This is a genomic window from Streptomyces sp. NPDC052701, assembly GCF_040678355.1.
In the GTDB taxonomy this organism is placed as follows: Bacteria; Actinomycetota; Actinomycetes; order Streptomycetales; family Streptomycetaceae; genus Streptomyces.
In genome coordinates, this window is sequence record NZ_JBFATO010000012.1 from 33,364 (window position 1) to 59,248 (window position 25,885).

Annotated in this window: 28 protein-coding genes; 15 read left to right on the plus strand and 13 right to left on the minus strand. The window is 74.3% G+C overall.

The features are described 5' to 3' along the window. Positions 1 to 16 precede the first annotated feature (16 nt). Positions 17 to 919 carry a LysR family transcriptional regulator gene (locus AB0L29_RS16010; RefSeq protein WP_365827453.1) on the plus strand — a complete coding sequence of 301 codons (903 nt, stop codon included), beginning with the start codon at positions 17 to 19 and terminating at the stop codon, positions 917 to 919. 19 nt (positions 920 to 938) lie between these two features. Here the strand turns inward: AB0L29_RS16010 and AB0L29_RS16015 are convergent, their stop codons facing one another. Both AB0L29_RS16015 and AB0L29_RS16020 read right to left on the minus strand, forming a co-directional pair. After that, positions 939 to 1,406, minus strand: coding sequence for a pyridoxamine 5'-phosphate oxidase family protein (locus tag AB0L29_RS16015; protein WP_365827455.1), 468 nt, complete (start codon positions 1,404 to 1,406; stop codon positions 939 to 941). Between the two features lie 258 nt (positions 1,407 to 1,664). Next, entirely contained in the window at positions 1,665 to 2,174 is a 510-nt protein-coding gene (locus AB0L29_RS16020; RefSeq protein WP_365827457.1) for a Rieske (2Fe-2S) protein, read from the minus strand. A 199-nt stretch (positions 2,175 to 2,373) separates the two neighbouring features. Between AB0L29_RS16020 and AB0L29_RS16025 the strand changes: the two genes are divergently transcribed. Next, positions 2,374 to 3,129, plus strand: a complete 756-nt coding sequence (locus tag AB0L29_RS16025; protein ID WP_365827459.1) for a HipA family kinase — start codon at positions 2,374 to 2,376, stop codon at positions 3,127 to 3,129. Beyond that, on the plus strand, positions 3,126 to 3,542 hold the full coding sequence (locus AB0L29_RS16030) for a DUF3037 domain-containing protein (RefSeq protein ID WP_365827461.1): 417 nt from the start codon (positions 3,126 to 3,128) through the stop codon (positions 3,540 to 3,542). The genes AB0L29_RS16025 and AB0L29_RS16030 overlap by 4 nt, the downstream gene beginning before the upstream one ends. Before the next feature lie 36 nt (positions 3,543 to 3,578). On the opposite strand, the gene AB0L29_RS16035 is transcribed toward AB0L29_RS16030, so the two are convergent. Next, complete coding sequence (locus AB0L29_RS16035) at positions 3,579 to 4,058, minus strand: excalibur calcium-binding protein (protein WP_365827463.1); 480 nt, start codon at positions 4,056 to 4,058, stop codon at positions 3,579 to 3,581. Between the two features lie 471 nt (positions 4,059 to 4,529). On the opposite strand from AB0L29_RS16035, the gene fabG reads away from it, so the two are divergent. The 5 genes from fabG (at position 4,530) to AB0L29_RS16060 (ending at position 9,516) form a co-directional block, all read left to right on the plus strand. After that, on the plus strand, positions 4,530 to 5,291 hold the full coding sequence (gene fabG / locus AB0L29_RS16040) for a 3-oxoacyl-ACP reductase FabG (protein WP_365827465.1): 762 nt from the start codon (positions 4,530 to 4,532) through the stop codon (positions 5,289 to 5,291). 11 nt (positions 5,292 to 5,302) lie between these two features. Then, entirely contained in the window at positions 5,303 to 6,070 is a 768-nt protein-coding gene (locus AB0L29_RS16045) for an SDR family oxidoreductase (protein ID WP_365827467.1), read from the plus strand. A 254-nt stretch (positions 6,071 to 6,324) separates the two neighbouring features. Beyond that, entirely contained in the window at positions 6,325 to 7,911 is a 1,587-nt protein-coding gene (locus AB0L29_RS16050; protein ID WP_365827469.1) for an ABC transporter substrate-binding protein, read from the plus strand. Between the two features lie 102 nt (positions 7,912 to 8,013). Then, positions 8,014 to 8,697, plus strand: a complete 684-nt coding sequence (ung, locus tag AB0L29_RS16055; RefSeq protein WP_365827471.1) for a uracil-DNA glycosylase — start codon at positions 8,014 to 8,016, stop codon at positions 8,695 to 8,697. Between the two features lie 309 nt (positions 8,698 to 9,006). Further along, positions 9,007 to 9,516, plus strand: a complete 510-nt coding sequence (locus AB0L29_RS16060; protein ID WP_365827473.1) for a hypothetical protein — start codon at positions 9,007 to 9,009, stop codon at positions 9,514 to 9,516. Between the two features lie 15 nt (positions 9,517 to 9,531). On the opposite strand, the gene AB0L29_RS16065 is transcribed toward AB0L29_RS16060, so the two are convergent. From AB0L29_RS16065 to AB0L29_RS16075, 3 genes are read right to left on the minus strand one after another with little or no spacing between them, the layout of a single operon-like run. Further along, positions 9,532 to 10,089 (minus strand): hypothetical protein, encoded by a 558-nt coding sequence (locus tag AB0L29_RS16065; RefSeq protein ID WP_365827475.1) that lies wholly within the window; start codon positions 10,087 to 10,089, stop codon positions 9,532 to 9,534. A gap of 48 nt (positions 10,090 to 10,137) precedes the next feature. Beyond that, complete coding sequence (locus AB0L29_RS16070) at positions 10,138 to 10,650, minus strand: DinB family protein (RefSeq protein WP_365827477.1); 513 nt, start codon at positions 10,648 to 10,650, stop codon at positions 10,138 to 10,140. A gap of 43 nt (positions 10,651 to 10,693) precedes the next feature. Beyond that, positions 10,694 to 11,284, minus strand: coding sequence for a TetR/AcrR family transcriptional regulator (locus AB0L29_RS16075; protein ID WP_365827479.1), 591 nt, complete (start codon positions 11,282 to 11,284; stop codon positions 10,694 to 10,696). A 77-nt stretch (positions 11,285 to 11,361) separates the two neighbouring features. Between AB0L29_RS16075 and AB0L29_RS16080 the strand changes: the two genes are divergently transcribed. Together AB0L29_RS16080 and AB0L29_RS16085 are read left to right on the plus strand one after the other, a co-directional pair. Continuing rightward, positions 11,362 to 12,642: an FAD-dependent monooxygenase gene (locus AB0L29_RS16080; protein ID WP_365827481.1), complete on the plus strand. Its 1,281-nt coding sequence runs from the start codon at positions 11,362 to 11,364 to the stop codon at positions 12,640 to 12,642. Beyond that, positions 12,639 to 13,544, plus strand: coding sequence for a Gfo/Idh/MocA family oxidoreductase (locus AB0L29_RS16085; protein WP_365827483.1), 906 nt, complete (start codon positions 12,639 to 12,641; stop codon positions 13,542 to 13,544). The genes AB0L29_RS16080 and AB0L29_RS16085 overlap by 4 nt, the downstream gene beginning before the upstream one ends. On the opposite strand, the gene lnt is transcribed toward AB0L29_RS16085, so the two are convergent. Further along, positions 13,468 to 15,042: an apolipoprotein N-acyltransferase gene (lnt, locus tag AB0L29_RS16090; protein WP_365827485.1), complete on the minus strand. Its 1,575-nt coding sequence runs from the start codon at positions 15,040 to 15,042 to the stop codon at positions 13,468 to 13,470. The genes AB0L29_RS16085 and lnt overlap by 77 nt on opposite strands. A gap of 97 nt (positions 15,043 to 15,139) precedes the next feature. Further along, a complete protein-coding gene (locus tag AB0L29_RS16095; RefSeq protein WP_365827486.1) occupies positions 15,140 to 15,616 on the minus strand; it encodes a nuclear transport factor 2 family protein in 477 nt (158 codons plus the stop codon). 172 nt (positions 15,617 to 15,788) lie between these two features. Between AB0L29_RS16095 and AB0L29_RS16100 the strand changes: the two genes are divergently transcribed. Both AB0L29_RS16100 and AB0L29_RS16105 read left to right on the plus strand, forming a co-directional pair. Further along, positions 15,789 to 16,904, plus strand: coding sequence for an AI-2E family transporter (locus tag AB0L29_RS16100; protein ID WP_365827488.1), 1,116 nt, complete (start codon positions 15,789 to 15,791; stop codon positions 16,902 to 16,904). Between the two features lie 57 nt (positions 16,905 to 16,961). Continuing rightward, positions 16,962 to 17,702, plus strand: a complete 741-nt coding sequence (locus AB0L29_RS16105) for a glucose 1-dehydrogenase (RefSeq protein ID WP_365827489.1) — start codon at positions 16,962 to 16,964, stop codon at positions 17,700 to 17,702. Positions 17,703 to 17,853: 151 nt separating this feature from the next. Here the strand turns inward: AB0L29_RS16105 and AB0L29_RS16110 are convergent, their stop codons facing one another. From AB0L29_RS16110 to AB0L29_RS16120, 3 genes are all read right to left on the minus strand, one after another. Continuing rightward, on the minus strand, positions 17,854 to 18,033 hold the full coding sequence (locus tag AB0L29_RS16110; RefSeq protein WP_365827490.1) for a hypothetical protein: 180 nt from the start codon (positions 18,031 to 18,033) through the stop codon (positions 17,854 to 17,856). 184 nt (positions 18,034 to 18,217) lie between these two features. Further along, a complete protein-coding gene (locus AB0L29_RS16115) occupies positions 18,218 to 19,093 on the minus strand; it encodes an undecaprenyl-diphosphate phosphatase (protein WP_365827492.1) in 876 nt (291 codons plus the stop codon). A 156-nt stretch (positions 19,094 to 19,249) separates the two neighbouring features. Continuing rightward, positions 19,250 to 19,720, minus strand: coding sequence for a helix-turn-helix domain-containing protein (locus tag AB0L29_RS16120; protein WP_365827494.1), 471 nt, complete (start codon positions 19,718 to 19,720; stop codon positions 19,250 to 19,252). A 124-nt stretch (positions 19,721 to 19,844) separates the two neighbouring features. Between AB0L29_RS16120 and AB0L29_RS16125 the strand changes: the two genes are divergently transcribed. After that, complete coding sequence (locus tag AB0L29_RS16125) at positions 19,845 to 21,014, plus strand: thiolase family protein (protein WP_365827496.1); 1,170 nt, start codon at positions 19,845 to 19,847, stop codon at positions 21,012 to 21,014. A gap of 294 nt (positions 21,015 to 21,308) precedes the next feature. On the opposite strand, the gene AB0L29_RS16130 is transcribed toward AB0L29_RS16125, so the two are convergent. Next, positions 21,309 to 22,091: a VTT domain-containing protein gene (locus AB0L29_RS16130; RefSeq protein WP_365827498.1), complete on the minus strand. Its 783-nt coding sequence runs from the start codon at positions 22,089 to 22,091 to the stop codon at positions 21,309 to 21,311. A gap of 388 nt (positions 22,092 to 22,479) precedes the next feature. Here AB0L29_RS16130 and tuf point away from each other — a divergent pair, with 388 nt between their 5' ends. Then, entirely contained in the window at positions 22,480 to 23,658 is a 1,179-nt protein-coding gene (tuf, locus tag AB0L29_RS16135; protein WP_365827500.1) for an elongation factor Tu, read from the plus strand. Between the two features lie 104 nt (positions 23,659 to 23,762). Beyond that, a complete protein-coding gene (locus AB0L29_RS16140; RefSeq protein ID WP_365827501.1) occupies positions 23,763 to 24,608 on the plus strand; it encodes a fused MFS/spermidine synthase in 846 nt (281 codons plus the stop codon). Here AB0L29_RS16140 and AB0L29_RS16145 read toward each other — a convergent pair. Further along, positions 24,570 to 25,859, minus strand: coding sequence for an MFS transporter (locus AB0L29_RS16145; protein ID WP_365827503.1), 1,290 nt, complete (start codon positions 25,857 to 25,859; stop codon positions 24,570 to 24,572). The genes AB0L29_RS16140 and AB0L29_RS16145 overlap by 39 nt on opposite strands. Positions 25,860 to 25,885: the final 26 nt, after the last annotated feature.

Sequence of the window (25,885 nt, forward strand, 5' to 3'; positions counted from 1 at the left end):
TCGTAGTATCGCTTACATGTTGAACCTGGAGCGCCTGCGCACCCTCGACGCCCTCGCCCGGCACGGCTCGGTCAGCGGCGCGGCCGAGGCACTGCACATCACCACCTCGGCGGTCTCGCAGCAGATGTCCAAGCTGGAGCGGGAGGTCGGCCAGCGGCTCCTCGCCAGGAACGGCCGGGGCGTGCGGCTCACGGACGCCGGACGACTGCTCTCCGAACACGCCGCGCGCATCCTGTCGCAGGTCCAGCTCGCCCAGTCGGACCTGGAGGCGCACCGCGGGCAGGTCGTCGGCGAGCTGCAGCTGTCGGCCTTCCCGACCGCCGCGCGCGGCCTGTTCCCCGAGGTGCTCGCCGCCCTGCGCGAGGAGCATCCCGGTCTGCGCGTGCGCTCGCACGAGCTGGAGCCCGAGCGGGGCGTCGCCGGCGTGGTGCGCGGCGACCTCGACCTCGCGGTCGTGCTCGACTGGTACAACAAGCCGATGCCGGTGCCCGACGGCCTGGTCAAGGCGGCGATCCTGGACGACCCCGCCGACGTGGCGGTGCCCGCCGGGCACCGGCTCGCCGGCCGCGACGAGGTGGACCTCGCCGAATTCGCCGAGGACGAGTGGATCACCTGGGGGCAGGGCGAGTTCTGCCACGAGTGGCTGATGTTCACCCTGCGCTCCAAGGGCATCGAGCCGGTCGTCGGCCACCGCGCCGCCGAGACCCACACCCAGCTCAACCTGGTCGCCGCGGGCCTCGGCGTGTGCATCGCCCCGCTGCTCGGCCGCCATCCGGTGCCCGCCGGGGTGGTCACCGTCCCCCTCAGGCAGCGGTTCAGGCGGCACGTGTACGCCGTCTGGCGCGCGGACGCCGATCGCCGCCCGTCGATCCGGGCGGCGGTGAAGGCGCTGCAGGCGGCAGGGGAGAGGCTCGGCTGACGCCGGACGGCCCTCGGCGTCAGGCCGCCCCCAGCTTGCGGAAGTCCCAGGAGACGATCTTCTCCGGCGTCAGCCGCAGCCAGGCGTGCCGGCCGTCGTGCGGCATCTCCTCCAGGCCGAAGTACTTGCGGGCGAACAGCGTCTCGGGCGCGTCGAGTTCGGCGTACAGCTCCCCGGTGCGGGGGATCTCGCCGACGAACTCGACGCGCCCGGAGAGCTCGGCACCGCGCAGCTCGTCGTACTCCTCGCCGGTGTCCACCACGATCGCCACCCGCGGATCGCGGCGCAGGTCGGCCCACCGCCTGCTGCGCACGACCGAGTACAGCCACAGCGAGGTGCCGTCCCAGGCGAACCAGAGCGCGCTCACGTGCGGGACGCCGTCCGCCGACACCGTGGCGACCCGGCAGGTGCGCTGGGCGGCGAGGAACCCGTCCAGCTCACCGGGCGTCATCATGATCTTCCGGCCCCGGCGCTGAGTCACGGTCATGCGGCCCCTTCTGTCACGGTCCTGCGGCCCTCTCCGCCATGGTCCTGCGGTTCCCCCGCCATGGTCCTGCGGTCCTTCGGCCGCCGCGCCGTGCCGGGGAACCCCTCCGGCACGACACGTCGTCGTACGCCGGCCGCCCCACGCCGATCCGTCCCCGGAGACGGTCCGCCGCCCTCTCGCCCTGGTCGCCACGGTCGCGACCACCCACGAGGTGCCGGCGTGCCCGGGGCACCGGCGCCGCACGGTCCGGCGCCGGTGTCACGCGAGCGTGATCGAGTCCCCGCTGACGGTGATCTGCACGGCGGGCAGCGGCTTGGTCGCCGGGCCGCTCTGCACGCTGCCGTCGGTGATGGAGAAGTTGCTGTTGTGGCAGGGGCAGTTGATGACCCCGTTCGCGATGCTCTTCACCGCGCACCCCTGATGGGTGCAGGTCGCCGAGAAGGCCTTGAACTCACCGGCCGTCGGCTGTGTGACCACCACCTTCCGGTCGCCGAACACCTTCCCGCCGCCCTCGGGGATGTCGGCGGTCTTCGCGAGCGCGGCACCGGCCGCGCCCTCGCCGCCGGCCGACGCGCCCCCGCTCGTGCCGGAGCCCTCCTGGGAGCCGCCCGAGGCGTCGGAGGAACCCGCGGGGGCGGACGAGCCCGACGCGTCGTCGTCCGACCCTCCGCACGCGGTCAGCGCGACGGCGAGCCCCGCCGCTCCGGCCGCCGCCACGACGGTACGCCGGGCCGGTCCTGACGTGGGCTTGAACGATGCGCTGGTCATGCTGTGTTCCCTTCGGGGAGGTCGTGTGATCTGCCGGGATGTACGGTCCCGGCGGAGTGCCTGTTCAGACGTTGTCAAAATCCTGGCCCGTTCGGCATGAGACACGGGTAAAGCGGAGCTGTCGGTTCGCTGTCGTCCGTGGCGCAGCGCCGCACGGGGCCGTGACCGGCGTCCCCCGTCACGCCAGTAACCTGGGGCGATGCTGAAGGAAGTCATCGCGACCCGCTACATCGCGCCCCTGCGCGAGGGCGGCTCGCTGCCGGGACTCGTCGAGGCCGACGACTTCGGGACGTACGTCGTGAAGTTCACCGGCGCGGGACAGGGCCGCAAGACGCTCGTCGCCGAGGTCGTCTGCGGCGAACTCGCGCGCCGGCTGGGCCTGCGGGTACCGGGACTGGTGACCGTCGAGTGCGATCCGGTGCTGGGGCTCGGCGAACCCGACCAGCAGGTGCAGGAACTGCTCAGGTCCAGCGGCGGCACCAACCTGGGCATGGACTTCCTCTCGGGCGCGTTCGGCTTCGACCCCCTCGCCTTCGAGGTGAGCCCCGAGGAGGCCGGGCGGATCGTCTGGTTCGACGCGCTGGTCAACAACGTCGACCGGTCCTGGCGCAACCCCAACCTGCTGGTGCGGCGGGGCGAACTGTGGCTGATCGACCACGGCGCGACCATGATCTGGCACCACAACTGGCCCGCTGCCGAGGGCTCCGCCGCCCGCCCGTACGACGCCTCCGACCACGCGCTCAGGCCCTTCGCGCCGGACGTCACGGCGGCCGCGGCCGCGCTCGCGCCGCTGGTCACCGAGGAACTCCTCGCCGAGGTCACCGCCGAGATCCCGGACGTCTGGCTGACCGGTGAGCCCGGCTTCGACACGCCGGACGACCTCCGGCGGGCCTACGCGCGGCCGCTGCTCGCGCGCGCCGCCGTCATCCACGAACGCGTCCAGGGGGTCAAGTGACCGAGCGCCACATCACCAGGGCCGGCCAGGGCGGCGGCCGGGACGTCTTCGAGTACGCCCTCCTGCGGGTCGTCCCGCGCGTCGAGCGCGGTGAGTGCGTCAACGCCGGGGTGCTGGTGTACTGCCGCGCACGGGCCTTCCTCGGCGCGCGCACCCATCTCGACGAGGCGCGGCTGCTGGCGCTCGACCCGCAGGCCGACGTGGCCGGCGTGCGGGCCGCGCTGCGTGCCGTCGAGGGGGTGTGCGCCGGCGGCCCGGCGGCGGGACAGGCGGCGCGGGACGACGCCGGACGGCGCTTCCGCTGGCTGATCGCGCCGCGCTCCACCGTCGTCCAGCCGGGACCGGTGCACACCGGCCTCACCCTCGACCCGGCCGCCGAGACGGAGCGGCTGCTGGACCTTCTGGTGCGGTGACCGGCCGGCTCGCCGGCCGGCCGCTCCCGCCCGCCGTCAGCGCCTGCGGCGCCTCACCAGGCAGCCGGCCGTGAGCACGGCACCCGTCGCGAAGGCCAGCCCGACGGCGACGTCCCGGCCGCTCGGCCCGGAGACCGACGCACCCCCCAGTCCGCCCCGCACGCCACGGGGCGGGGTGGCGGTGGGGGCGGGCACGGCGGTGGGTGTGACCGTGGGCGCCGCCGTGGCGGTGGGCGGGGAGGTGGCCGGGGGAGACGAGGGCCGGGCGGGACGGGAGGTGGAGGAGGTGAGACCGCCGACGCGGCGGGGCAGCGCCTCGCAGGCGATGCCGTCGTCCCGGCCCCGGTCCTCGTCGAGCCGGTGCGGGTCGTCCCGGTCCGCCTCGAAGACGGCCTGCGCGTCCTCCTGGTAGGCGAAGTCGCGGCAGTCCAGGTCCTGCGCGTGGGCGGGGCCGGCCGGCGGCACGATCGCGGCGATCGCGAGCAGCGTGCCGACGGCACCGGTGCGAGGGCGCATGGGTGCCTCCTTTCCGGCCACGAACGGCCTGTGCCTCGACGCCAGGGCCTGTCGTCGGACTCCCGTCGTCCGCCCGGAGGGCGGGCCCCGCGGCGTCGGGTGCGTGCTCCCGGCGTGCCGGGGGCGGGCCCTCGTAGCCGGATGTACTCGGGTCCGCGCCCGGTGCGGCGGGAGTGCGTGCAGGGCGTCGCGGGGCAGGCGGGAGTCTCACGACAGACCCTAGGGGCGGCGTGGTGCGGCGGCGCGCGGCCGTAGGCCGACCGGGTGCTCCGGGCGGGCGCCGCCACGCCGGGAGGACCGGTGGGGGCGCCTGTTCCGCGCCGGCCGCCCGGGGAATGGATCACACGCACCCGGTCGGCCGTTGACACCGGGTGCCAGGGCTTCTAGCGTCACGTCTGCTGAAGGTACTAAGCGGTCGCTCATTGACGGGCGGGCCGCAGGAGCCGCATCCCAAGGGCGAGGAGAGCAGCAATGTCCACCACTGAGCAGCGGGTCGCCGTCGTCACCGGTGCCGCGCGCGGCATCGGCGCCGCCACCGCCGTACGACTGGCCGCCGAGGGCCGCGCGGTCGCCGTGATCGACCTCGACGAGGCCGCCTGCAAGGACACCGTCGAGAAGATCACCGCCGCCGGCGGCAAGGCCCTCGCGGTCGGCTGCGACGTCTCCGACGAGGCGCAGGTCGAGGCGGCCGTCGCGCGCATCGCCGAGGAGCTCGGCGCGCCGACCATCCTCGTCAACAACGCCGGCGTGCTGCGCGACAACCTGCTGTTCAAGATGAGCGTCTCCGACTGGGACACCGTCATGAACGTGCACCTGCGCGGCGCCTTCCTGATGACCAAGGCCTGCCAGAAGCACATGGTGGACGCCGGCTTCGGCCGGATCGTCAACCTGTCCTCCTCCTCGGCGCTCGGCAACCGCGGCCAGGTGAACTACTCGGCCGCCAAGGCGGGCCTGCAGGGCTTCACCAAGACCCTCGCCAAGGAGCTCGGCAAGTTCGGCGTCACCGCCAACGCCGTCGCCCCCGGCTTCATCGCCACCGAGATGACCAAGGCCACCGCCGAGCGCGTCGGCATGGGCTTCGAGGACTTCAAGGCCGCCGCCGCGACCCAGATCCCGGTGCAGCGCGTCGGCGAGCCCGAGGACATCGCCAACGCGATCGCCTTCTTCACGGGCGACGCGGCCGGCTTCGTCTCCGGCCAGGTGCTGTACGTCGCCGGCGGACCGCTCAACTGAGGGACGGGGACATGACTTCCGTGGAACTGCCCGAGCCGTCGGGCAAGGTGGCCCTCGTCACCGGCGCCAGCCGCGGCATCGGCTACGGCGTCGCCGAGGCGCTGGTCGCGCGCGGCGACCGGGTCTGCATCACCGGCCGCAACGAGGACGCGCTGAAGGAGGCCGTCGAGCGGCTCGGCTCCGACCGGGTCGTCGGCGTCGCCGGCAAGGCCCACGACGAGGCCCACCAGGCGATCGCCGTGGAGCGCACGATGGAGGCCTTCGGCCGCGTCGACTACCTGGTCAACAACGCCGGTACGAACCCGGTGTTCGGGCCGATCGCCGACCTCGACCTGAACGTGGCGCGCAAGGTCTTCGAGACCAACGTGATCTCCGCCCTCGGCTTCGCCCAGAAGACCTGGCACGCCTGGCAGAAGGACAACGGCGGCGCGATCGTGAACATCGCCTCCGTCGCGGGCCTGGCGCCCTCGCCCTTCATCGGCGCGTACGGCGTCAGCAAGGCCGCGATGATCAACCTGACCGTGCAGCTGGCCCACGAGTTCGCGCCCGGGGTGCGGGTCAACGCGATCGCCCCGGCCGTGGTGAAGACCAAGTTCGCCCAGGCCCTGTACGAGGGCCGGGAGGCGGAGGCGGCCGCGGCCTACCCGCTGGGCCGGCTCGGCGTGCCCTCCGACATCGGGGGCGCCGCCGCGTTCCTCACCTCCGAGCAGTCCGACTGGATCACCGGCCAGACGCTGGTCGTCGACGGCGGCATCTTCCTGAACGCCGGCGTGGCCTGACGCCCGCGGTCCGGCACGGGCGCCGACCCCCTCGGCCTCCGTCGGGTTCCGCCGTTCCCCGCCGGGTTCCGCCGGCCGGGAACGGCGCCCGTGCCGGCGCGGGACGGTGTCGCGCGGGGAAACGGCGGCTTACGGGCGGATGACAACGTCGTCATCGACGTCCCGGTCTCAAGAACCGCACGGGGCGCTCCCACGGGCAGGACGCTGCGGTATGGTCTGCCGACCCTTGGTACGGCAGATCGAGGAGCGTGCGCGTGTTCAACCGGAACCGATGCCTGCGGCGGGTGGCGGCCATCGCGTCCATATCGTCCCTGGTGACCGGGTGCGGCGTCCTGTCGTCCGACAGCCCGGACGACGAGGGACCGATCGTGGTGGGCACGACCAGTGCCCCCAGCACGCTGGATCCCGCCGCCTCCTGGGACAGCTCCTGGGAGCTGTTCCGCAACATCTACCAGACGCTGCTGAGCTATCCGGTCGGGGCGACCACGCCCCAGCCCGACGCCGCCGAGAAGTGCGGCTTCTCGGACAGCTCCAACCAGGTGTACCGCTGCACGCTGCGCAAGGGCCTGAAGTTCTCCAACGGCGACCCGCTCGACGCGCAGGCGGTCAAGCACTCCATCGACCGGGTCCGCAAGCTCAACGTCAACGGCGGTCCCGCCGGTCTGCTGGGCAGCCTGGAGCGGGTCCAGGCGCCGAGCGGGCGGGAGGTCGTCTTCCGCCTGAACAAGCCGGACGCCACCTTCCCGTTCGTGCTGGCCACACCCGCCATGTCGATCGTCGCCCCCGGCGCCTACCCCGCGGACGCCCTCCGCGAGAAGGGGGACGTGGTCGGTTCGGGGCCGTACACCCTGAAGTCCTACGAGGACGGCAAGGAGGCGGCACTCGTCCGCAACGACCGCTACGAGGGGTACGCGAAGCACCGCAACAACGCGGTGACCATCCGCTACTTCCAGGGCTCCGACGCGATGGTCGAGGCGCTGCGGGAGAAGGAGATCGACCTCACCTACCGCGGTCTGGCCGCCGGTGACGTCCTCGACCTGCAGAGCGTGGCCGGCAAGGACCAGGAGATCCAGCTGGTCGAGGGCACCGGCACCGACATCAACTACCTGGTGTTCAACCCCAAGGACCCGTGGGCGGGCAAAAAGGCCGTGCGCCGGGCCGTGGCCCAGGTCGTGGACCGGGCGGCGATCGCGCACAAGGTCTACAAGGACACCGTCGACCCGCTGTACTCCATGGTCCCCAAGGGCCTGACCGGCCACACCACGGGCTTCTTCGACGACTACGGCGATCCGAGCGTCGCCAAGGCCCGCCGGATCCTCGCCGACGCAGGGATCACCGAGCGGGTCCCGCTCACCCTCTGGTACACCACCGACCGCTACGGCTCCGAGACGGCCCTGGAGTTCCAGGAGCTGGAGAAGCAGCTCGAGGCCTCCGGCCTGTTCACGGTCACCCTCAAGAGCCGCCCCTGGAACACCTACGTCAAGGGGTACCAGAACGGCGAGTACCCGGCGTTCGGGCGCGGCTGGTTCCCCGACTTCCCGGACGCCGACAACTTCATCGCCCCCTTCGTCGGCGAGCAGAACGCCCTTGGCACCCCCTACCCGGCGCCCGAGATCACCGACGTGCTGCTGCCCCGCTCGCGCCGCGAGAGCGACCGCGCCGACGTGGTGCGGGAGTTCGAGCGGGCCCAGCAGATCCTCGTCGACGACGTGCGGCTGCTGCCGCTGTGGCAGGGCCGGCAGTACGTGGCCGCGAGCCGGGACATCTCGGGCGCGGAGCGGGCGCTGGACCCGTCGACGATCATGATGGTGTGGGAGCTGTCCCGGAAGACCAGCTGGTAGGTCCGGGCGCGGCCGCCCACGGGCCGGGAGCCGGGGCCGGCTGTCAGTGGCCGCCTGTAGGTTCTGAAGCCTGAAGTGACCGCACACCGTAAGGACGTTGACGTGACCGACATCGCCATGCTGCCCGAGTCCTGGCGCGGGGTTCTGGGCGACGAGCTGCAGCAGCCCTACTTCAAGGAGCTGACCGAGTTCGTCGAGGAGGAGCGGGCGAAGGGTCCCGTCTATCCGCCGCGCGAGGAGGTCTTCGCGGCCCTGGACGCCACGCCCTACGACGAGGTGAAGGTCCTGATCCTCGGTCAGGACCCCTACCACGGCGAGGGACAGGGGCACGGCCTGTGCTTCTCGGTCCGGCCCGGGGTGCGCATTCCCCCGTCCCTGCGGAACATCTACAAGGAGATGCACGAGGAACTCGGCCTGCCGATCCCCGACAACGGCTATCTGATGCCGTGGGCCCGGCAGGGCGTCCTGCTGCTCAACGCGGTGCTCACGGTCCGCGGCGGCGAGGCGAACTCGCACAAGGGCCGGGGCTGGGAGAAGTTCACCGACGCGGTGATCCGCGCGGTCGCCGGGCGGCCCGACCCGGCGGTCTTCGTGCTGTGGGGCAACTACGCGCAGAAGAAGCTCCCGCTGATCGACGAGACGCGGCACGCGGTCGTGAAGGGCGCGCACCCCTCGCCGCTGTCGGCGAAGAAGTTCTTCGGCTCCCGGCCGTTCACGCAGATCAACGAGGCGGTGGCCCGGCAGGGCCACGAGCCGATCGACTGGACGATCCCGAACCTGGGCTGAGCACGCCCCACTGCCGGGCCGCCGACGGCGGCGGCCCGGCACGCCGCTTGCCGGTCCGGCGTCCGCCCCGCCCGTGCGCCCGGTGCCGGCCCGGCGCGCCGTCGGCCGGTTCCGCGTCCGCCCCGCCCGTCCGCTCCGCCGGTGCGCCTCGGCCGTCCGCCCCCGTTCGTGCGCCCCGTTCGTGCGCCTCGGCCGTCCGTTCCGCCCGTGCGTGCCGCGCAGGGCCGGCCCGGTGCCGCCTGACCGGGATCGTCCGTGCCTGCGGTTAGCGTCGGGAGGGGACAGCGGGCGAGCGGTGCGGAGGGCGCGGTGGCGGAGCGATGGGGGCAGGCGGCGCCGGACGCCGTGCCGACCCGGATCGGGCAGGTCGTCATGCTGCACCACGCGGGCGACCGTGAGGAGGCCCGGCGCCGCCTCCTGGACCTGTGGGCGGAGATCGGCGAGCACGGCGATCCGCTGCACCGGTGCACGCTGGCCCACTACCTGGCCGACACGCAGGACGATCCGGCGGACGAACTGGCCTGGGACCTGCGGGCCCTGACGGCCGCGCAGGAGGCCGCGGGGGAGCTGCCCGCCGGACACGGGGACGCGCTCGCCGCGCGGGTGCTGTATCCCTCGCTGCACCTGAACCTGGCCGCGGACTACGTCAAGCTCGGCCAACGCGAGGCTGCCCGGACCCATCTGCGGTGGGCCCGGGGTGCGGCGCACGCGCTGGCCGACGACACCTACGGGGACCGGGTGCGGGCGGCCATCCGGACCCTGGAGTCGCGGTTGGGCGGGAGCGGCGGGGCGTGGGAGCCGCCGAGGCAGCGGCCGTAGGGCGCTAGGCGCGCGTCACCGTCCGTACGCCTGCCGGCAGATCACCGCCTCCGGACTGTCGGCCCGCCATCCCCCGTACTCCCTGCCCAGCGCGCACACGTTCGGGGTCTCCCGGGCGGTGTGCCGGGCCGGCCGCGGGACGTCCGGGACGGCGGGGGCCGGCCGCCGCGGTCGCCGTGCGTCCGGCTCGCGGGCTTCGGGCCGGGCGGGCCGGGCGGGCCGGTCGTGGGGGCCGGACGGCGGTTCGGGCCGCGGTGCGGGGGCGACGGCGCGGCGCGAGGGGGGCGCGGCCGGTTCCGGGGAGCGGGAGGGGCCGGTGAGTTCCAGGGCCTCGCGGGCCGGGGCCTGCACGATCTGCGTCTCGCTCCGGGCGTCCGGGTGCGGCGCCGACGGCCGGCCGGGTGCCGCCGAGGGGCCGGGGACGAGGGGATGCCGGACCGTCACGCAGCCGGTCAGGGCCGAGACGGCCACGGTCACGAGGAGCGTTGCTGCGGTCGTCGTTCGATGCACCCGCGCCACTCTGCTGGGTCCGGCGCCGCGGGCGGCGGCGGACAGGCGCAGGATGCCCCGCACGGGTGATCTCCTTCCCCGTACGGGGGCCGGGACGGCGCACGGCTGACGTCAGTCGCCGGTGGTGCCGTCGACGCGCTCGCGGATCAGGTCGGCGTGGCCGTTGTGGCGGGCGTACTCCTCGATCATGTGGGTGTAGATCCAGCGCAGGCTCAACCGCTCGCCGGTGCGCCCGTGCCTTCCCTCGCAGAGGTCGTCCAGACCGAAGCGGGCCGCGTTGCGGCGGGCGACCGCGATCTCGGTCTGCCAGGTGGTGTGCGCCTCCTGCCAGGTGTCCGCCTCGGTGAGGTGGAACTCGCCGTCCGGATCGTCCTCGCCGTAGTAGATCGGGCCAGGGTCGTCGCCGACGAGGACCTTGCGGAACCAGCTCCGCTCCACTTCCGCCATGTGCCGCACCAGCCCCATCAGGGACAGCTCGGAGGGCTCCACGGCGGCGGTCCGCAGCTGGGCGTCGGTCAGGCCCTCGCACTTCCAGGCCAGGGTCCGGCGGTGGTAGTCCAGCCAGCCCTCCAGCATCGTGCGTTCGCCGGCGTTGCCGGCGGGTTCGCGTCGCTCGGTCGTCATACCCGCATCCTTTCCCGGGGACGCCTGGTCCTGCCAGGGGTCCTCAGCCGCCGAGCATGCCGTCCAGGAGCTCGTGCAGGCTCGCCCGCACCTCGTCCAGGTCCGGTACCCGTGCGCTGAACGACCCGGCCACGCACGAGAACATCAGGCCGTCCGCCCAGGCGACCAGCGACAGCACGTGCCGGTCCGGGTCCGTGGAGCCAGCCGCCGTGACCAGGGCGGCGAGCTGGTCGCGGAAGCGGGCGCCCGTGGCGTCGAAGTAGGCCCGCAGCTCGGGGCGGCGGGTGGCCTCCAGGGCCAGCTCGTAGCGGGCGAGGGTCAGTTCGCGGTTCCGGGTCAGTGCGCGGTGCGCGGCGAGGGCCAGCCCGTCCGCCAGCGAGCCGAGCCCGGCCCGCGGGTCCGGCACCTCGTGCAGCGCCAGCACCCGCGCCTCCCGTTCGGCCAGACGCCGCACCGCCAGTTCCAGCAGCGCCTGCCGGGTCCGCGCCAGGTTCGACGTGGAGCCCTGGGGGAGCCCGGCCGCCTCGTCGACCGCCCGGTGCGTGAGCCCGCGCATCCCCCGCTCGGCGAGCAGGGCGAGGGCGGTGTCGGCGACGAGGTCGGCGCGGGAGGCGCCTGCGGTGCGTTCGGGCATGGAGACCAACCTATCCGGCGCACTACATCCGTAGTAGAGTCGATGCGTACTACAGATGTAGTGACCGAGGAGGAGCCATGGCACAGTCGAGGCGGGCCGTCGTGATCGGCGGCGGGATCGGGGGCCTGGCCGCGGCCGCCGCCCTGCACCTGCGCGGCCACCAGGTGACCGTGCTGGAGCGGGCCGCCTCGCTGGAGCCAGTCGGCGCCGCCATCTCCCTGGCCCCCAACGCCCTGCGCGCGCTGGACGTCATCGGGCTCGGCGACCAGATCCGGGACCTCGCCGCCTGGCAGGGCGACGGCGGGCTGCGCACCCCCGGCGGGCGCTGGCTCGCACGCTCCGGTGCCGCCGCCGCGGCCGAGCGCTTCGGCGGCCCGCTCGTCCTGCTGCACCGCGCCACCCTCGTCACCGCCCTGGCGGCGCTGCTGCCGCCGGACGCCGTCCGCACGGGCGCCGCGGCGACCGTCGCCGACCCCGGCGCCGCCGGCCGGCCGGCCCGGGTGAGCACTGCGGACGGGGAACTGGAGGCCGACCTGGTGGTGGCCGCCGACGGCCTCCGCTCCGCCGTCCGCCGCGCGCTGTTCCCCGACCACCCAGGGCCCGTCTACTCGGGATTCACCACCTGGCGGGTCGTGATCCCGGTACCCGGCGCGCGGTTCGCCGCGCACGAGACCTGGGGCCGGGGCCGCATCTGGGGCACGCACCCGCTCAAGGACGGCCGGGTCTACGCGTACGCCGCCGCCGTCGCCCCCGCGGGGCGGCGCGCGCCCGACGAGAAGGCCGAGCTCGTCCGCCTCTTCGGCGACTGGCACGACCCCGTCCCCGCCGTCCTCGCCGCCGCCCGCCCGCAGGACGTCCTGCGCCACGACGTCCACCACATCGCCCAGCCGCTGCCCGCCTACCACCGCGGCCGGGTCGCCCTGCTCGGCGACGCCGCGCACGCCATGCCGCCGACACTCGGCCAGGGCGGGAACCAGGCCATCGAGGACGCGATCGTCCTCGCCCACCACTGCGACGACCTGCCCGCCTACAGCGCGGCACGGCTGCCCCGCACCACGGCCATCGGGCGCCGGGCCGTGCGGGTCGCCCGCCTCAACCTGATGACCGGCCGGGCCGCGGTCGCCGTACGCGACACCGCGGTGGCCCTGCTGTCGAAGGCCGGGCCCGCGCTGTTCCTGCGGGGCTTCGACGGGATCGCCGACTGGCGGCCTCCGTCAGGGGGCACCGGCCGCCCGGGCGGGGCCGGCGGCGGGGAGGCCGGCAGCGGGCAGGCCGGCAGCGGGGAGGCCGTATGCTCCCGGCAGGCTTCGGCGGACCGTCCGCGGAGCATGGGATCCGCGAAGGAGAACACCCCGTGAAGGTCGGCTGCATCGGACTCGGCGACATCGCGCAGAAGGCCTACCTCCCGGTGCTCGCCTTCCGGCCCGGGATCGAACTGCACCTGCAGACCCGCACCCCCGCGACGCTCGAGAGGGTCGCCGACGGCCTGCACCTGCCGCACCGGCAGCGGCACGCCACCCTCGAGGACCTGCTCGCCCAGGACCTGGACGCCGCCTTCGTGCACGCGCCGACGGCCGTGCACCCGCAGATCGTGACGCGGCTGCTGCAGGCGGGCATACCGACGTACGTAGACAAGCCGCTCGCCTACGAGTTCGCCGACTCCGAGCGGCTGGTGGCGCTCGCCGAGGAGCGGGGCGTGAGCCTCGCCGTCGGCTTCAACCGGCGCCACGCCCCCGGGTACGCGCAGTGCGCCGACCACCCGCGCGAGCTGATCCTGCTGCAGAAGAACCGGATCGGGCTGCCGGAGGAACCGCGCACGATGATCCTCGACGACTTCATCCACGTCGTCGACACGCTGCGCTTCCTGGCGCCCGGTCCCATCGACGACGTCACCGTGCGCGCCCGCGTCGTGGACGGCCTGCTCCACCACGTCGTGCTCCAGCTCGCCGGGGACGGCTTCACCGCGCTCGGCGTGATGAACCGGCTCAGCGGTTCGGCCGAGGAGGTCCTGGAGGTCTCCGGACAGGACACCAAGCGCCAGGTCGTCAACCTCGCCGAGGTCGTCGACCACAAGGGCCAGCCGACCGTGCGGCGGCGCGGGGACTGGGTGCCGGTGGCCCGGCAGCGCGGCATCGAGCAGGCCGTGCTGGCCTTCCTGGACGCGGTCCGGGCCGGGAGGGTGCTCAGCGCCCGGGACGCGCTGGCGACCCATGAGCTGTGCGAGCGGGTGGTGCGAGCGGTCCTGGAGCGGGCCGCCTGAGCCGCAGCGCCCGCAGGCCCTCGGCGGAGCACCAGCCGGCGAGGACCAGCAGGGCCGCGTACACCGGCCAGGCGCCGAGGCGGACGTACGGCGTGGTGCCGTGCGCGAGCGGGACCTCGTACACCTGCGTGGTGCTCGCGCCGGTGCCGAGCCGGGGGCCGACGGGCGCCCCGCCCGGGCCGTGGACGGCCGAGACGCCCGTCAGCGTGGCGTGCACCATCGGGCGGCCGGTCTCGGCGGCGCGCAGCGCGGCGAGCGAGGCGTGCTGCCGCGGTGCCCAGCTCTGCTGGAACGTCGAGGTGGCCGACTGGCCGACCAGGACGTCGGCGCCTTCCCGGGCGAGGTGGCGGGTCATGTCGGGGAACGCCGTCTCGAAGCAGACCATCGGGCCGATCCGCAGCCCGTTCCCGGCGTTCATCACGACCTGCCGGGCACCGCGCCGGCGGTCCTCGCCCGCCGCCTCGCCGACCGAGGTCGCCCAGCCGAGCAGCGAGCGGGCCGGAATGTACTCGCCGAAGGGGACGAGCCGCATCTTGTCGTAGCGGTCGCCGGTCGGGCCGCCGGGGCCGATCAGGATCGAGCTCTTGTAGATGCCGGGCCGGTCGGAGCGCCGGGCGTCCACGTTGACCAGGATCCGGGCGCCGGTCTCGCGCGACAGCGCCGCGAGCCGCCCGGCGAGGTCGGGCCGGGCGGCGAGGTCGAAGCCGACGCTGCTCTCGCCCCAGACGACCAGGTCGACGTCCTGGCCGGCCAGCTGCCGGGTGAGCCGCTCCTCGCGGTCGAAACGGCGGTCGCTGCTGTCGGGGCCCTTGACCACGCCGGGCTGGACGACGGCGACGGCGACCCGGCCGTCGATGTCGGGGCGGGGTGACCACACCCAGGCCGCACAGGTGGCGGCGGCCGTGGCGAGGAGCCCGGCCACGGCGGGAACGCGGGCCTGCCGCACCGCGACGAGCACGGCGACCGCCGTGTTGACGGCCACCACCAGGAAGCCGAGCAGCCACACCCCGCCGACCGACGCCAGCCGCAGCGCCGCCTCCACCTGCCACTGACTGGCGCCGAGCACGCCCCACGGGCCGCCGAGGCCCTGCCAGGAGCGGATCAGCTCGGCCCCGAGCCAGCCCGACGGCAGCACCACGAGCGCGGCGGCGGCCCGGCCCCGCGAGGGCACGCCGCCCAGCAGACGGCGCACCAGCCAGCCCCACGGCGCCCACAGCACCCCGAGCAGGGCGGCGATGACGAACGTGAACACGTGCAGGTTCGGCAGCAGCCAGTGGTGCATCGCCAGCATGAAGCCGAACCCGCCCCACCAGCCGTCGTACGCGGCCCGCTTCCCGGTCGGCGCGGTGCGCGTCAGCAGGATCCAGGGGACCAGGGCGACGTAGGCGAACCACCACAGCGACGGGGCGGGAAAGGCAAGGACGGGCAGGGCGCCCACGACCGCCGCGGCGGTCGAGCGCCGCCACGGGGAGGCGAGCCAGTGGCCGAGCGTCTTCATAGGCGCCTCCCTACCCCGTCGTGCCACCAGTGTGCGCCCCGAGGGCGATCCGGATGGAACGCGTCCGCCCGGCCGGTCACGCAGGCGGTGCGCAGGCTCAGTCGATCACAGCCGCCGCGCCCCGCCCGGGAGGGCGCCGCCACTTCTCCCGCACGGTCACCTCGCGCAGCCGCCAGCCCTCCGCCGTCCGCAGCAGCGCGAAGGCGTACCGGCCGCCGCACACGAGGTCGGGCGGGGCACCCGGCCCGGCGCCGCTCATCGGACTGACGTAGTCGGCCTGGACCTCGGCGGTGTCGCCGGTGTCCTGCTCCCGGATCCCGAACCGCACCCGGCGGTTGACGATCAGGTGCTGCCGCACCGGGAACAGCCGCAGGCTCCCGGCGAGCCAGGCCGCGACCTGCCCGGCGTCCCCCTCGATGCCGCCGGCCGAGCGGTAGTCCGCCCGCCCGTCCGGGGCGAACAGCCCCCGGTACGCCTCCCAGTCGCCGTCGTCCACCGCCACCGCGTAGTCGGTGACGAGGTCGTCGACGGCCAGCCGGTCCCTCACAGTGGCGAACTCCACACGCTGCGTCATCGGCCCAGTGTTGGGCATGGGACCGGCCACGCCAAGGTGTGCGGCGACATTCGGGTGCCGGAGCGGCCCCGGAGGGGCGGGAGGACGGCCCGGACGGGCGCCGACGGCCCCTCGGCCGCCTTTGACCGGCCGCGACGGCGAAGGGTGACGTCCGTACCCATAGGGTGACCCCATGTCTGCCACCTTGAATTCCGCGAGAACCCGCGCCGCGCTGCGCACATCGGCGCGTGTCTCCTGCGAGTTGCTGCTGGTACTTGCGATGTCGGCGGTGGCCCTGTGGCTTCTGGGGCGGATGTGGTCGGTGGTCTGGCCGCTCGTAATCGGCCTGCTCCTCACCACGCTGACCTGGCCCCTGACGAGGTTCCTGCGCCGTCACGGGTGGCGGCCGGCGCTGGCCGCTTCGACGGTGACCGTGCTGTTCCTCCTGGTCGCCTCGGGGGTCGTGGCGCTGATCGCGGTACCGGTGGCCTCCCAGTCGGGAGAGCTGACCGACGGCGTGATCGAAGGCATCCAGAAGCTGCGCGAGTGGGCCGCCGGACCGCCGCTGAACATCAGCGACGACCAGATCAGCGACGCCTTCGACACCGCGGTCGCCCGCGCCCAGGAAGGACTGGGCAGCATGGTCACGGCCGTCGTCACCGGAGTCGGCACCGTGGTCAACGGCCTGATCACCGCCGTCCTGGCGCTCTTCCTGATGTTCTTCTTCCTCAAGGACGGACCGCGCTTCCTGCCGTGGCTCGCCCGCCAGCTGCCCGGCCGGCTGGCCACCGACGTCCCGACCGTGGCCGCCCGGAGCTGGGACACCCTGGGCGCGTTCGTGCGTTCCCAGGCGGCCGTCGGCCTGCTCGACGCCGTCCTGATCGGCCTCGGCCTGTGGATCCTGGGGGTGCCCCTGGTGCTCCCGCTGGCGGTGCTGACCTTCGTCTCCGCGTTCGTGCCGATCATCGGCGCCCTGTTCGCCGGTTTCGTCGCGGTCCTCATCGCGCTGGTGTCGAACGGCCTGACCGACGCGCTGATCGTGCTGGCCATCATCGTCGTGGTGCAGCAGCTCGAGGGCAACGTCTTCCAGCCCATGATCCAGAGCCGCGGGCTCGGCCTCCACGCGGCGGTGGTGCTCCTGGCGGTGACACTGGGCGGCAGTCTGGCCGGCATCGTCGGCAGTCTGCTCGCCGTGCCGGTCGCCGCACTGATCGCGGTGGTCTGGAACTACGTGCGCGAGCAGCTCGGCGACCCGCCGCCGGGGCCCGGGAGCGAGGAGTCCCCCGCCGGCGCCGCCGTTCCGTCGTAGCAAGCGCGGGCACGTCCGCGCGTCCGGGGTGATCGATCCTGCCGGCAGGAGGAACACATGGAACGTCCCGTCACGGTCGTCACCGGCGGCAGCCGGGGCATCGGCGCCGCGACCTGCCTGCGCCTCGCCGCGGACGGGCACGACGTGGTGGTGGGCCACGTCCGCGACGGAGCGGCCGCGGAGTCGGTGGCGCGCGGGGTGCGCGAGGCCGGGGCGCGCTGCGCGGTGGTCCGGGCCGACACCTCCGCCGAGGCGGACGTCGAGCGGCTCTTCGGGACGGCGGAGCGGGACCTGGGGCCCGTGACGGGGCTGGTGAACAACGCGGGGGTGACCGGGCCACTGGGGCGGCTCGCCGACACCGACCCCGCGGACCTGCGCCGGGTCGTGGACGTCAACCTCCTGGGGACGCTGCTGTGTTCGCGGCGCGCGGCGCAGCTCATGACGCCCCGGGGCGGCGGCGTCATCGTGAACGTGTCGTCGGCCGCCGCCACGCTCGGCAGCCCCGGCGACTACGTCCACTACGCGGCGACCAAGGCCGCCGTCGACGCCCTGACACTGGGCCTGGCCAAGGAACTCGGCCCGGACGGCGTCCGCGTCAACGCGGTCGCGCCCGGGATGATCGACACCGGGATGCACGCCGCGATGGGCGACCCGGACCGCGCCCGGCGCGCGGCGGCCACGATCCCGCTGCGCCGGCCGGGACAGGCGGAGGAGATCGCCGCGGCGATCGCGTGGCTGATGTCACCGGAGGCCTCGTACACGACGGGGGCGGTGCTGCGGGTGTCGGGCGGGCGCTGAGACGCTCGCCGACGGTACGGGGCCCGGGACGCGTGCCGACGGCAGGGGGCCGGGAGGTGCGTCAAGGGGGCGGGGGCCGGCCGGGACGTGCGCCGGCCGGCTGGGCCGGTGGCTTCGGCGCCCGGGCTCACTCCGGCGCCCGGGGTCCTCTTCAAGCCGCCTCGACGACCTCGCTGCGGATCGCGGTCGCCCACTCGATCACCAGCAGCTCGTACTCGGCGCGCTCCTGGGCCGACAGGGAGCCGGCCGCGCGCCGCCACAGGGCACGGATCTGTTCGTTCACCTCGGCAGCGGACCGCACGGAACCAGGGGTCACGGAATCGGGGGACATGCGGACAAGCCTAGGCGCATGCACTGACAGCGCGCTACCGGACGACTACGCGCCCGGTATGGATTTCGTCACGGCCGCCGCGGACCGGGTCCCGGCACCTGCCCGCGGGCCTGCCGGACACCATCGTCCGGCAGGCCGGAAAGCGTGGGCCGGCCGGCCGGAAGCCGGTCCCGGAACCCGCCGGTCAGTGCGCCGACTCGCCCGCGTGCGGGCTCAGGACGCCCATGCCGACCAGGACGATGATGACGATCCCGAGCGCGATCCGGTACCAGACGAACGGCATGAAGCTCTTGGTGGAGATGAACTTCATGAACCAGGCGATCACGGCGTACCCGACGGCGAAGGCGATGATCGTCGCGAAGATCGTCGGCCCCCAGGAGACGTGGTCGCTCCCCATCGCGTCCTTGAGCTCGAACAGGCCCGAGGCCAGCACCGCCGGAATGGCGAGCAGGAAGGAGTAGCGGGCCGCGGCCTCGCGCCGGTATCCCATGAACAGGCCGCCGCTGATGGTGGCGCCGGAGCGGGAGACGCCCGGGATCAGGGCCATGGCCTGGCAGACGCCGTAGATCAGGCCGTCCCGTACGCCCAGGTCCTCCAGGGCCTTGCGCTGCTTGGGCGCGCGGTGCCGGCCGCCGTTCTCGTCGCGCGCCGCCAGCCGGTCGGCGACGCCGAGGACGATGCCCATGCCGATCAGCATGGTGGCCGTGATGCGCAGATCGCGGAACGGGCCCTCGATCTGGTCCTTCAGCGTCACGCCGAGGACGCCGATCGGGATCGAGCCGACGATGACCAGCCAGCCCATCCGCGCGTCGGGGTCGCCGCGCATCGCCTTGTCCGTGAGCGAGCGGGTCCACGCCGAGATGATCCGCCCGATGTCCTTGCGGAAGTAGATCAGCACCGCGGTCTCCGTGCCGATCTGGGTGATCGCCGTGAAGGCCGCGCCGGGGTCCTCCCAGCCCGAGAACGCAGCGGTCAGCCGCAGATGCGCGCTGGAGGAGACGGGGAGGAACTCGGTCAGTCCCTGGACGAGTCCGAGGATGAGGGATTCAAACCACGACATGAAGGTACCGAGTCCAAGTGCCGATCGAGGAAAGGGTGATGGGCACACCGGTCCGCCGTGTGCGGTGATCGGTGATCAGGTGTGCCGAGGGGGAAGCGTAGCGCCCCTCGGTGGCGGCCCCGACACAGGGGCCGGGAAGCGGGGCCGGCCGAAGGGTCAGGCGGCCGTCGGACCCGCCACCGTCCAGCCGGGTGCCTGCGGGTGGGCCTTGAGGTCCTCGTGGCGCACCGCCTCGCCGCAGGCCCGGCAGGTGACGACCGGGACCAGGTCGTGGCCGCAGGAGTGCTCGATCACCATCGGGCGGCCGGCGTCCCCGCGCAGGTGGCGGTCGCCCCACGCCATCAGGGTCATCAGGACCGGCTCCAGCTCCAGCCCGGCCTGGGTGGGGCGGTACTCGAAGCGCTGCGGACGCTCGCTGTAGGGGTGCCTGGCCAGGACCCCGGCGTCGACGAGCCGCCGCAGCCGCGTGGCCAGGATGTCGCGCGGGGCGCCGATGTTGCGCACGAGCTGGTCGAAACGGCCGTTGCCCAGGCACACCTCCCGCAGGACGAGCAGGGAGTACTTCTCGCCGACGAGTGCCAGGGTGTCGGCGATCGAGCAGGGGCGCGGGTTCTTGGGAGCGGCCATGGGAGTCAGTCTAGGGGAGGGTTGGAAATTCAAACTCGCGGAGTTAAGGTGAGTTCGAATTCCCTACTCACCGGTAGCCGCCCCGGCGGACCGGTGGCCCCCGGCGGCCAAGGAGGCCCGCACCATGCGTGACGCAGTCATCGTCGAAGCCGTACGCACCCCGATCGGCAAGGGGAAGCCGGGCGGCTCCCTCGCGCACGTCCACCCCGTGGAGCTCCTCGCGCACACCCTGCGCGCCCTCGTCGAGCGCTCCGGCGTCGACCCCGCACTGATCGACGACGTCATCGGCGGCACCGTCGACCAGGTCGGCGAGCAGGCCATGAACACCACCCGGTACGCCGCCCTGTCGGCGGGCTTCCCCGAGTCGGTCCCCGCGACGACCGTGGACCGCCAGTGCGGCTCCTCCCAGCAGGCCGTGCACTTCGCCGCGCAGGGCGTCCTCTCCGGCGCGTACGACCTCGTCGTCGCCTGCGGCGTCGAGTCGATGAGCCGGGTGCCGATGTGGTCGAACGTCCCGGAGGGCAAGGACCCCTTCGGCCCCGGCGTCGCCGAGCGCTATCCGGAGGGCCTCGTCCCGCAGGGCATCAGCGCCGAACTCGTCGCCGCGAAGTGGTCGATCACCCGCGAGCGGATGGACGCCTTCGCCGTCTCCTCGCACCGCAGGGCCGCCGCGGCCTGGCAGGCCGGCCTGTTCGACGCCGAGGTCGCGCCGCTGGACGGCGTCTCGCGCGACGAGTGCGTACGGCCGGACAGCAGCACCGGGGTCCTCGCCGGCCTGAAGCCCGCCTACTACGACCCGGGCTTCGCCGAGCGCTTCCCGCAGATCGAGTGGAACGTCACCGCGGGCAACGCCAGCCCCCTCAACGACGGCGCCTCGGCGGTGCTCGTCACCTCCGGCGAGACCGCGGCACGCCTCGGGCTGCGCCCGCTCGCCCGGCTGCACAGCTTCGCCGTCACCGGGTCCGACCCGCTGCTGATGCTCACCGGTGTCCTCCCGGCCACCGAGAAGGTGCTCCGCAGGGCGGGCCTGAGGCTCGACGACATCGACCTGTTCGAGGTCAACGAGGCCTTCTCCAGCGTCGTGCTGGCGTGGCAGCAGGAGACCGGCGCCGACCTCGCCAAGGTCAACGTGCACGGCGGCGCGATCGCCCTCGGCCATCCGCTCGGCGCGAGCGGCACCCGGCTGACCACGACGCTGGTCCACGCGATGCGCGAGCGCGGCGCCCGCTACGCCCTGCAGACGATGTGCGAGGCGGGCGGACTCGCCAACGCGATGATCCTGGAGGCGGTCTAGGGTCTGTCGTCGCACTCCCGCCTGCCCCGCGGCGCCCTGCACGCCCTCTCGCCGCACCGGGCGCGGACCCGGGTACATCCGGTACGGGGGCCGGTGCCCGGCACGCCGGGAGCACGCGCCCGATGCCGCGGGGCCCGCCCTCCGGGCGGACGACGGGAGTTCGACGACAGACCCCAGGCGTCCGGGCGGTGGGGCGCACCGGCCGGGTGGGCGAACACGCCGTCTGGACGGCCCCGGGTCGCCCGGACGGCCCGGCTCACCGTCCGGACGGCCCGCGAGCCGCCCGGGGGATCGTCAGCGGGCGCGCAGGTGGTGGCGTTTGCGCCAGGCCACCGCCCCGCCCGCCAGGGCGGGCAGGGCGATGCAGGCCAGCGCGACGAGGAAGGCCGGCGACGTCGGTGCCGAGGCGCGGGCGCCGGCGACGACGTACGCGGCGGTGTTGGGGACCGAGCCGAGCGCCGTCGCCAGCAGGAACGGGGGCAGGCCCATGCGCGAGACGGCCGCGCAGTAGTTCGCGGCCCAGAACGGCACGCCGGGGAAGAGCCGTACCGCGAGCATCGAGCGGAAGCCGTGCCGGCTCAGCTGGCCGTCGGCCGCCTTCAGCCACCGCCCGCGCAGCAGCGGGCGCAGGGCGTCCTGACCCAGCGCACGCCCCAGGCAGAACGCCGTCCCGGCGCCGAGCACCGTCCCCGCGAGGGCGGCGCCGAGGCCGAACTGCGAGCCGAACAGGGCGCCCGCCGCGAGGTTCAGCAGCGGCCGGGGCACGAACGCCACGGTGCACACCCCGTACGCCGCCGCGAACACCACCGCCGCGGCGGCCCCGCCGAGCTGCGGCGGCCAGCCGTGCATCAGCAGCCGCTGCGGTTCGAGCAGCAGCACCGTGGACGCGGCCGCGGCGAGCAGCACGACGAGCAGGGACAGGCGTGACCAGGGCGAGAGCAGGATCCTCGTGCAGCGGGCGGCGAAGCCGGCCGGGACGCGGGGACCGGCGGCCGCCGTGGCGACGGCGAGCTCCGTGGCGGTGGCCCGGGGAGAGGCCGTGGCGGTGCCCCCAGAGCGGGTGGTGGCATCGAGCATCCGGTGACACTAACCGACATATGTGTGTGATCGCCGTATCGTTCGTCTCACAGGCGTCACGGGCCGGGAGACGACGGGTGCGCCGCACGGCCGTCCGGCGCCGTGCGCCGCGCCCCCCGTCCCGCACCCCGCCGGGAAGGGGCGGCGCCCGAAAACCGTTCGACGCGCGACGCGGCGTCGGCGATGATCGGTGCCATGTTCCGGTACGCCTTCCTCCTCACGGCATCCGCGGTCGCGGATGCCCCGAAGGCTGCCGTTCCCCTCGTCCCGGCCGCTGTCGACGGCGCCCGAAGCTGACCCTCTCCGGATCGTCCGGCGGACCCCGCAGGGGGAGGGTCGGTCGCTCCCCGGGGTCCCCACACCACCCACGAGGCTTCGAGGTCCCGCCATGCCCAAGACGGCGTACGTCCGCACCAAACCGCATCTGAACATCGGCACGATGGGTCACGTCGACCACGGCAAGACCACCCTGACCGCCGCCATCACCAAGGTCCTCAGCGAGCGCGGGACCGGCGGCGGCACCCGGTACGTCTCGTTCGACCGCATCGACCGGGCGCCGGAGGAGGCCGCGCGCGGCATCACCATCAACCTCGCGCACGTCGAGTACGAGACCGACACCCGGCACTACGCGCACGTCGACATGCCGGGCCACGCCGACTACGTCAAGAACATGGTCACCGGCGCCGCGCAGCTGGACGGGGCGATCCTCGTCGTCTCCGCGCTGGACGGGATCATGCCGCAGACCGCCGAACACGTGCTGCTCGCCCGGCAGGTGGGCGTCGACCACATCGTCGTCGCCCTCAACAAGGCCGACGCGGGCGACGAGGAACTGACCGACCTCGTCGAGCTGGAGGTCCGCGACCTGCTCACCGCGCACGGCTACGGCGGCGACTGCGTACCCGTCGTACGGGTCTCCGGGCTGAAGGCGCTGGAGGGCGACCCGCGGTGGACGGCGTCCGTCGAGGCGCTGCTCGACGCGGTGGACACCTACGTGCCGATGCCCGAGCGGTACCTGGACGCGCCGTTCCTGCTGCCGGTGGAGAACGTGCTGACGATCACCGGCCGGGGCACGGTGGTGACGGGTGCCGTGGAGCGGGGCACGATCCGGGCCGGTGAGCGCGTCGAGGTGCTCGGGGCCGGCCTGGAGACCGTGGTGACCGGTCTGGAGACGTTCGGCAAGCCGATGGAGGAGGCCCAGGCCGGCGACAACGTGGCGCTGCTGCTGCGGGGCGTGCCCCGGGACGCCGTGCGGCGCGGGCACGTCCTGGCCGCGCCGGGCAGTGTGGTGCCGGGCCGCCGGTTCTCGGCCCGGATGTACGTGCTGTCGGCGCGTGAGGGCGGTCGTACGACGCCCGTCGCGACGGGGTACCGGCCACAGTTCCACATCCGCACGGCGGACGTGGTCGGGGACGTCGACCTCGGTGAGGCGGCCGTGGCGCGGCCCGGCGAGACGGTCGCCATGACCGTGGAGCTGGGGCGCGAGGTGCCTTTGGAGCCCGGGCTCGGTTTCGCCGTCCGCGAGGGCGGGCGGACGGTCGGGGCCGGGACCGTGACGGCCGTCGGCTGAGGCGGCGCGGGGGACCGCGGGGCCGTGACCGGTCGCGCGGTCCCCCGCGCCCCTTGCCGCACCGCTCGCGCTCGCGGTGTTCCGGGCCCGCCACAATGGACTGCGTGAACGAGCCCATCCCCGTCACCCGGGTCACCGACCGGGGGACCGCCAAGCTGATGCCCGACGTCGACCGGGAGCGGGCCTGGCTGCTGACCGTCGACGGGGCGCCGCAGTCGTACGTCGACCTGGACGAGCCGACGCACCTGGAGTTCGAGTACGCGCGGCGGCTCGGGCACGTCCTGGACGTCCTGGCCGACCCGGGGCGGCCGTTGGACGTGCTGCACCTCGGCGGCGGCGCGCTCACGCTGCCCCGGTACCTGGCCGCGACCCGGCCGGGCTCCCGGCAGGACGTCGTCGAGGCCGACCGCGGGCTGCTGGAGCTGGTCGCCGAGCACCTGCCGCTGCCGGAGGGCGCCGGCGTCGCGCTGCACGCCGCGGACGCCCGGGCGTGGCTGGAGACCGCGCCGGCGGACTGCGCGGACGTGCTGGTCGCCGACGTCTTCGGCGGCTCACGGGTCCCGGCGCACCTGACGTCCGTCCCCTACGCCCGTGAGGCCGCGCGCGTGCTGCGCGACCGCGGGGTGTACCTGGCGAACCTTCCCGACGCGGCGCCCTTCGCCTTCCTCAGGTCCCAACTGGCCACCCTGGGAACGGTGTTCGAGGAGCTCGTGCTGATCGCGGAGCCGGGTGTGCTGCGCGGGCGCCGCTTCGGCAACGCGGTGCTGGCGGCCGCGCACCGCCCTCTCGACACGGCCGCCCTGGTCCGGCTCACCGCCGCCGACGCCTTCCCGGCACGGGTCGAGCACGGCCCCGCCCTGCGGGAGTTCATCGGCGGGGCGCGGCCGGTCCGGGACGAGGACGCCGTACCGTCACCCGAGCCCCCCGACGGGGCTTTCGGCATCGGCTGACCCGGTCTTCGCGCCCCGGGCCACCTGCGTGGTCCGGCGCCGCAGGTTGCGCACGTCCGGTACGCACAGCACGGCCGCCGTGACCAGGACCACCAGTGCGGCGCAGCCCCACAGCGCGGCCGGACGGCCGAAGGCCTGCTCGGCGGGGCCGGCCGCCGCGGTGGCGAGCGGGACCAGCGCGATCGAGCCGAACCAGTCGTACGCCGACACGCGCGAGAGCTTGTCCTCGGGGATCTCCTGGTGCAGCGCCGTCATCCAGGACACGCCGAACACCTCCACCGTCGCGCCGGCCACGAACATCACCGCGTACAGGACACCGACCGGCACCGGGACGGCCAGCGCGGCCGACGGCAGGGCCAGCGGGAACACGCACAGGGTGCCGACGAACAGCAGGCGGCGCGGTTTCCAGCGGGTCATGAGCAGCGCGCCGGCGACCGTGCCCGCGCCGAAGGCGCCGAGGGCCAGGCCCCAGGGACCCGCGCCGCCCAGGTGGTCCCGGGCGACCAGCGGGCCGTAGACGGCGTCGGCGGCGCCGACCACCGCGTTGGCGAGGGAGAACTGCACGACGATGCCCCACAGCCACGGCCGGCCGGCGAACTCCCGCCAGCCCTCGCGCAGATCGGCGAGCAGGCCGCCGCCCGGGGCGCGCGGCGGTATGTGGCCGACGTCGAGGAAGGCGCGCAACGCGCCGGCGACCGCGAACGCCGCCGCGTCCGCCGCGAGGACCCAGCCCGGTCCGAGCACGGCGACCATGGCGCCGCCGAGCGCGGCGCCGCCGAGCGACGCGCCCGACATCGCCATCCGGAACACCGCGAAGGCGCGGCCCGCCTGCTCGCCCTGGACCGAGGACATCAGCATGCCCTCGGCGGCCGGGCCGAAGAACGCCTGGCCGGTACCGCCGAGCGCGGTCAGCAGCATCATCTGCCACAGCCGCGGCTCACCGGTCAGGACGAGCACGGCGAAGGCGCCCTGCGACAGGCAGTTGAGGACGTTGGCCGCGACCATCACGCGGTGCCGCGGCAGCCGGTCGGCGACGGCGCCGCCGATGAGCAGGAACAGCACCAGCGGCAGGGTGCGCGCGGCGGCCACCAGCCCCACGTCGCCGCCGTCGCCGCCCGCCTCCAGTACGGCGAACGCGGCGGCGATCAGCGCGCCGTTGCCGCCGAGGCCGGTCACGACCGCCGCGGCGGTCAGCAGGGTGTAGTTGCGGCCCGCCCAGGCGGGGCGGCGCGACGAGGTGGTCGAGAGCACCTCGTGACTATCGGCGAGGCGGGGCC

Bases quoted from the DNA above. Each gene is read 5' to 3' on its own strand.
- AB0L29_RS16010 (WP_365827453.1), top strand. From the start codon at position 17: ATGTTGAACCTGGAGCGCCTGCGCACCCTCGACGCCCTCGCCCGGCAC.
- AB0L29_RS16015 (WP_365827455.1), bottom strand. From the start codon at position 1,406: ATGACCGTGACTCAGCGCCGGGGCCGGAAGATCATGATGACGCCCGGT.
- AB0L29_RS16020 (WP_365827457.1), bottom strand. From the start codon at position 2,174: ATGACCAGCGCATCGTTCAAGCCCACGTCAGGACCGGCCCGGCGTACC.
- AB0L29_RS16025 (WP_365827459.1), top strand. From the start codon at position 2,374: ATGCTGAAGGAAGTCATCGCGACCCGCTACATCGCGCCCCTGCGCGAG.
- AB0L29_RS16035 (WP_365827463.1), bottom strand. From the start codon at position 4,058: ATGCGCCCTCGCACCGGTGCCGTCGGCACGCTGCTCGCGATCGCCGCG.
- fabG (WP_365827465.1), top strand. From the start codon at position 4,530: ATGTCCACCACTGAGCAGCGGGTCGCCGTCGTCACCGGTGCCGCGCGC.
- AB0L29_RS16045 (WP_365827467.1), top strand. From the start codon at position 5,303: ATGACTTCCGTGGAACTGCCCGAGCCGTCGGGCAAGGTGGCCCTCGTC.
- AB0L29_RS16070 (WP_365827477.1), bottom strand. From the start codon at position 10,650: ATGACGACCGAGCGACGCGAACCCGCCGGCAACGCCGGCGAACGCACG.
- AB0L29_RS16075 (WP_365827479.1), bottom strand. From the start codon at position 11,284: ATGCCCGAACGCACCGCAGGCGCCTCCCGCGCCGACCTCGTCGCCGAC.
- AB0L29_RS16080 (WP_365827481.1), top strand. From the start codon at position 11,362: ATGGCACAGTCGAGGCGGGCCGTCGTGATCGGCGGCGGGATCGGGGGC.
- lnt (WP_365827485.1), bottom strand. From the start codon at position 15,042: ATGAAGACGCTCGGCCACTGGCTCGCCTCCCCGTGGCGGCGCTCGACC.
- AB0L29_RS16095 (WP_365827486.1), bottom strand. From the start codon at position 15,616: ATGACGCAGCGTGTGGAGTTCGCCACTGTGAGGGACCGGCTGGCCGTC.
- AB0L29_RS16100 (WP_365827488.1), top strand. From the start codon at position 15,789: ATGTCTGCCACCTTGAATTCCGCGAGAACCCGCGCCGCGCTGCGCACA.
- AB0L29_RS16105 (WP_365827489.1), top strand. From the start codon at position 16,962: ATGGAACGTCCCGTCACGGTCGTCACCGGCGGCAGCCGGGGCATCGGC.
- AB0L29_RS16110 (WP_365827490.1), bottom strand. From the start codon at position 18,033: ATGTCCCCCGATTCCGTGACCCCTGGTTCCGTGCGGTCCGCTGCCGAG.
- AB0L29_RS16115 (WP_365827492.1), bottom strand. From the start codon at position 19,093: ATGTCGTGGTTTGAATCCCTCATCCTCGGACTCGTCCAGGGACTGACC.
- AB0L29_RS16120 (WP_365827494.1), bottom strand. From the start codon at position 19,720: ATGGCCGCTCCCAAGAACCCGCGCCCCTGCTCGATCGCCGACACCCTG.
- AB0L29_RS16125 (WP_365827496.1), top strand. From the start codon at position 19,845: ATGCGTGACGCAGTCATCGTCGAAGCCGTACGCACCCCGATCGGCAAG.
- AB0L29_RS16130 (WP_365827498.1), bottom strand. From the start codon at position 22,091: ATGCTCGATGCCACCACCCGCTCTGGGGGCACCGCCACGGCCTCTCCC.
- tuf (WP_365827500.1), top strand. From the start codon at position 22,480: ATGCCCAAGACGGCGTACGTCCGCACCAAACCGCATCTGAACATCGGC.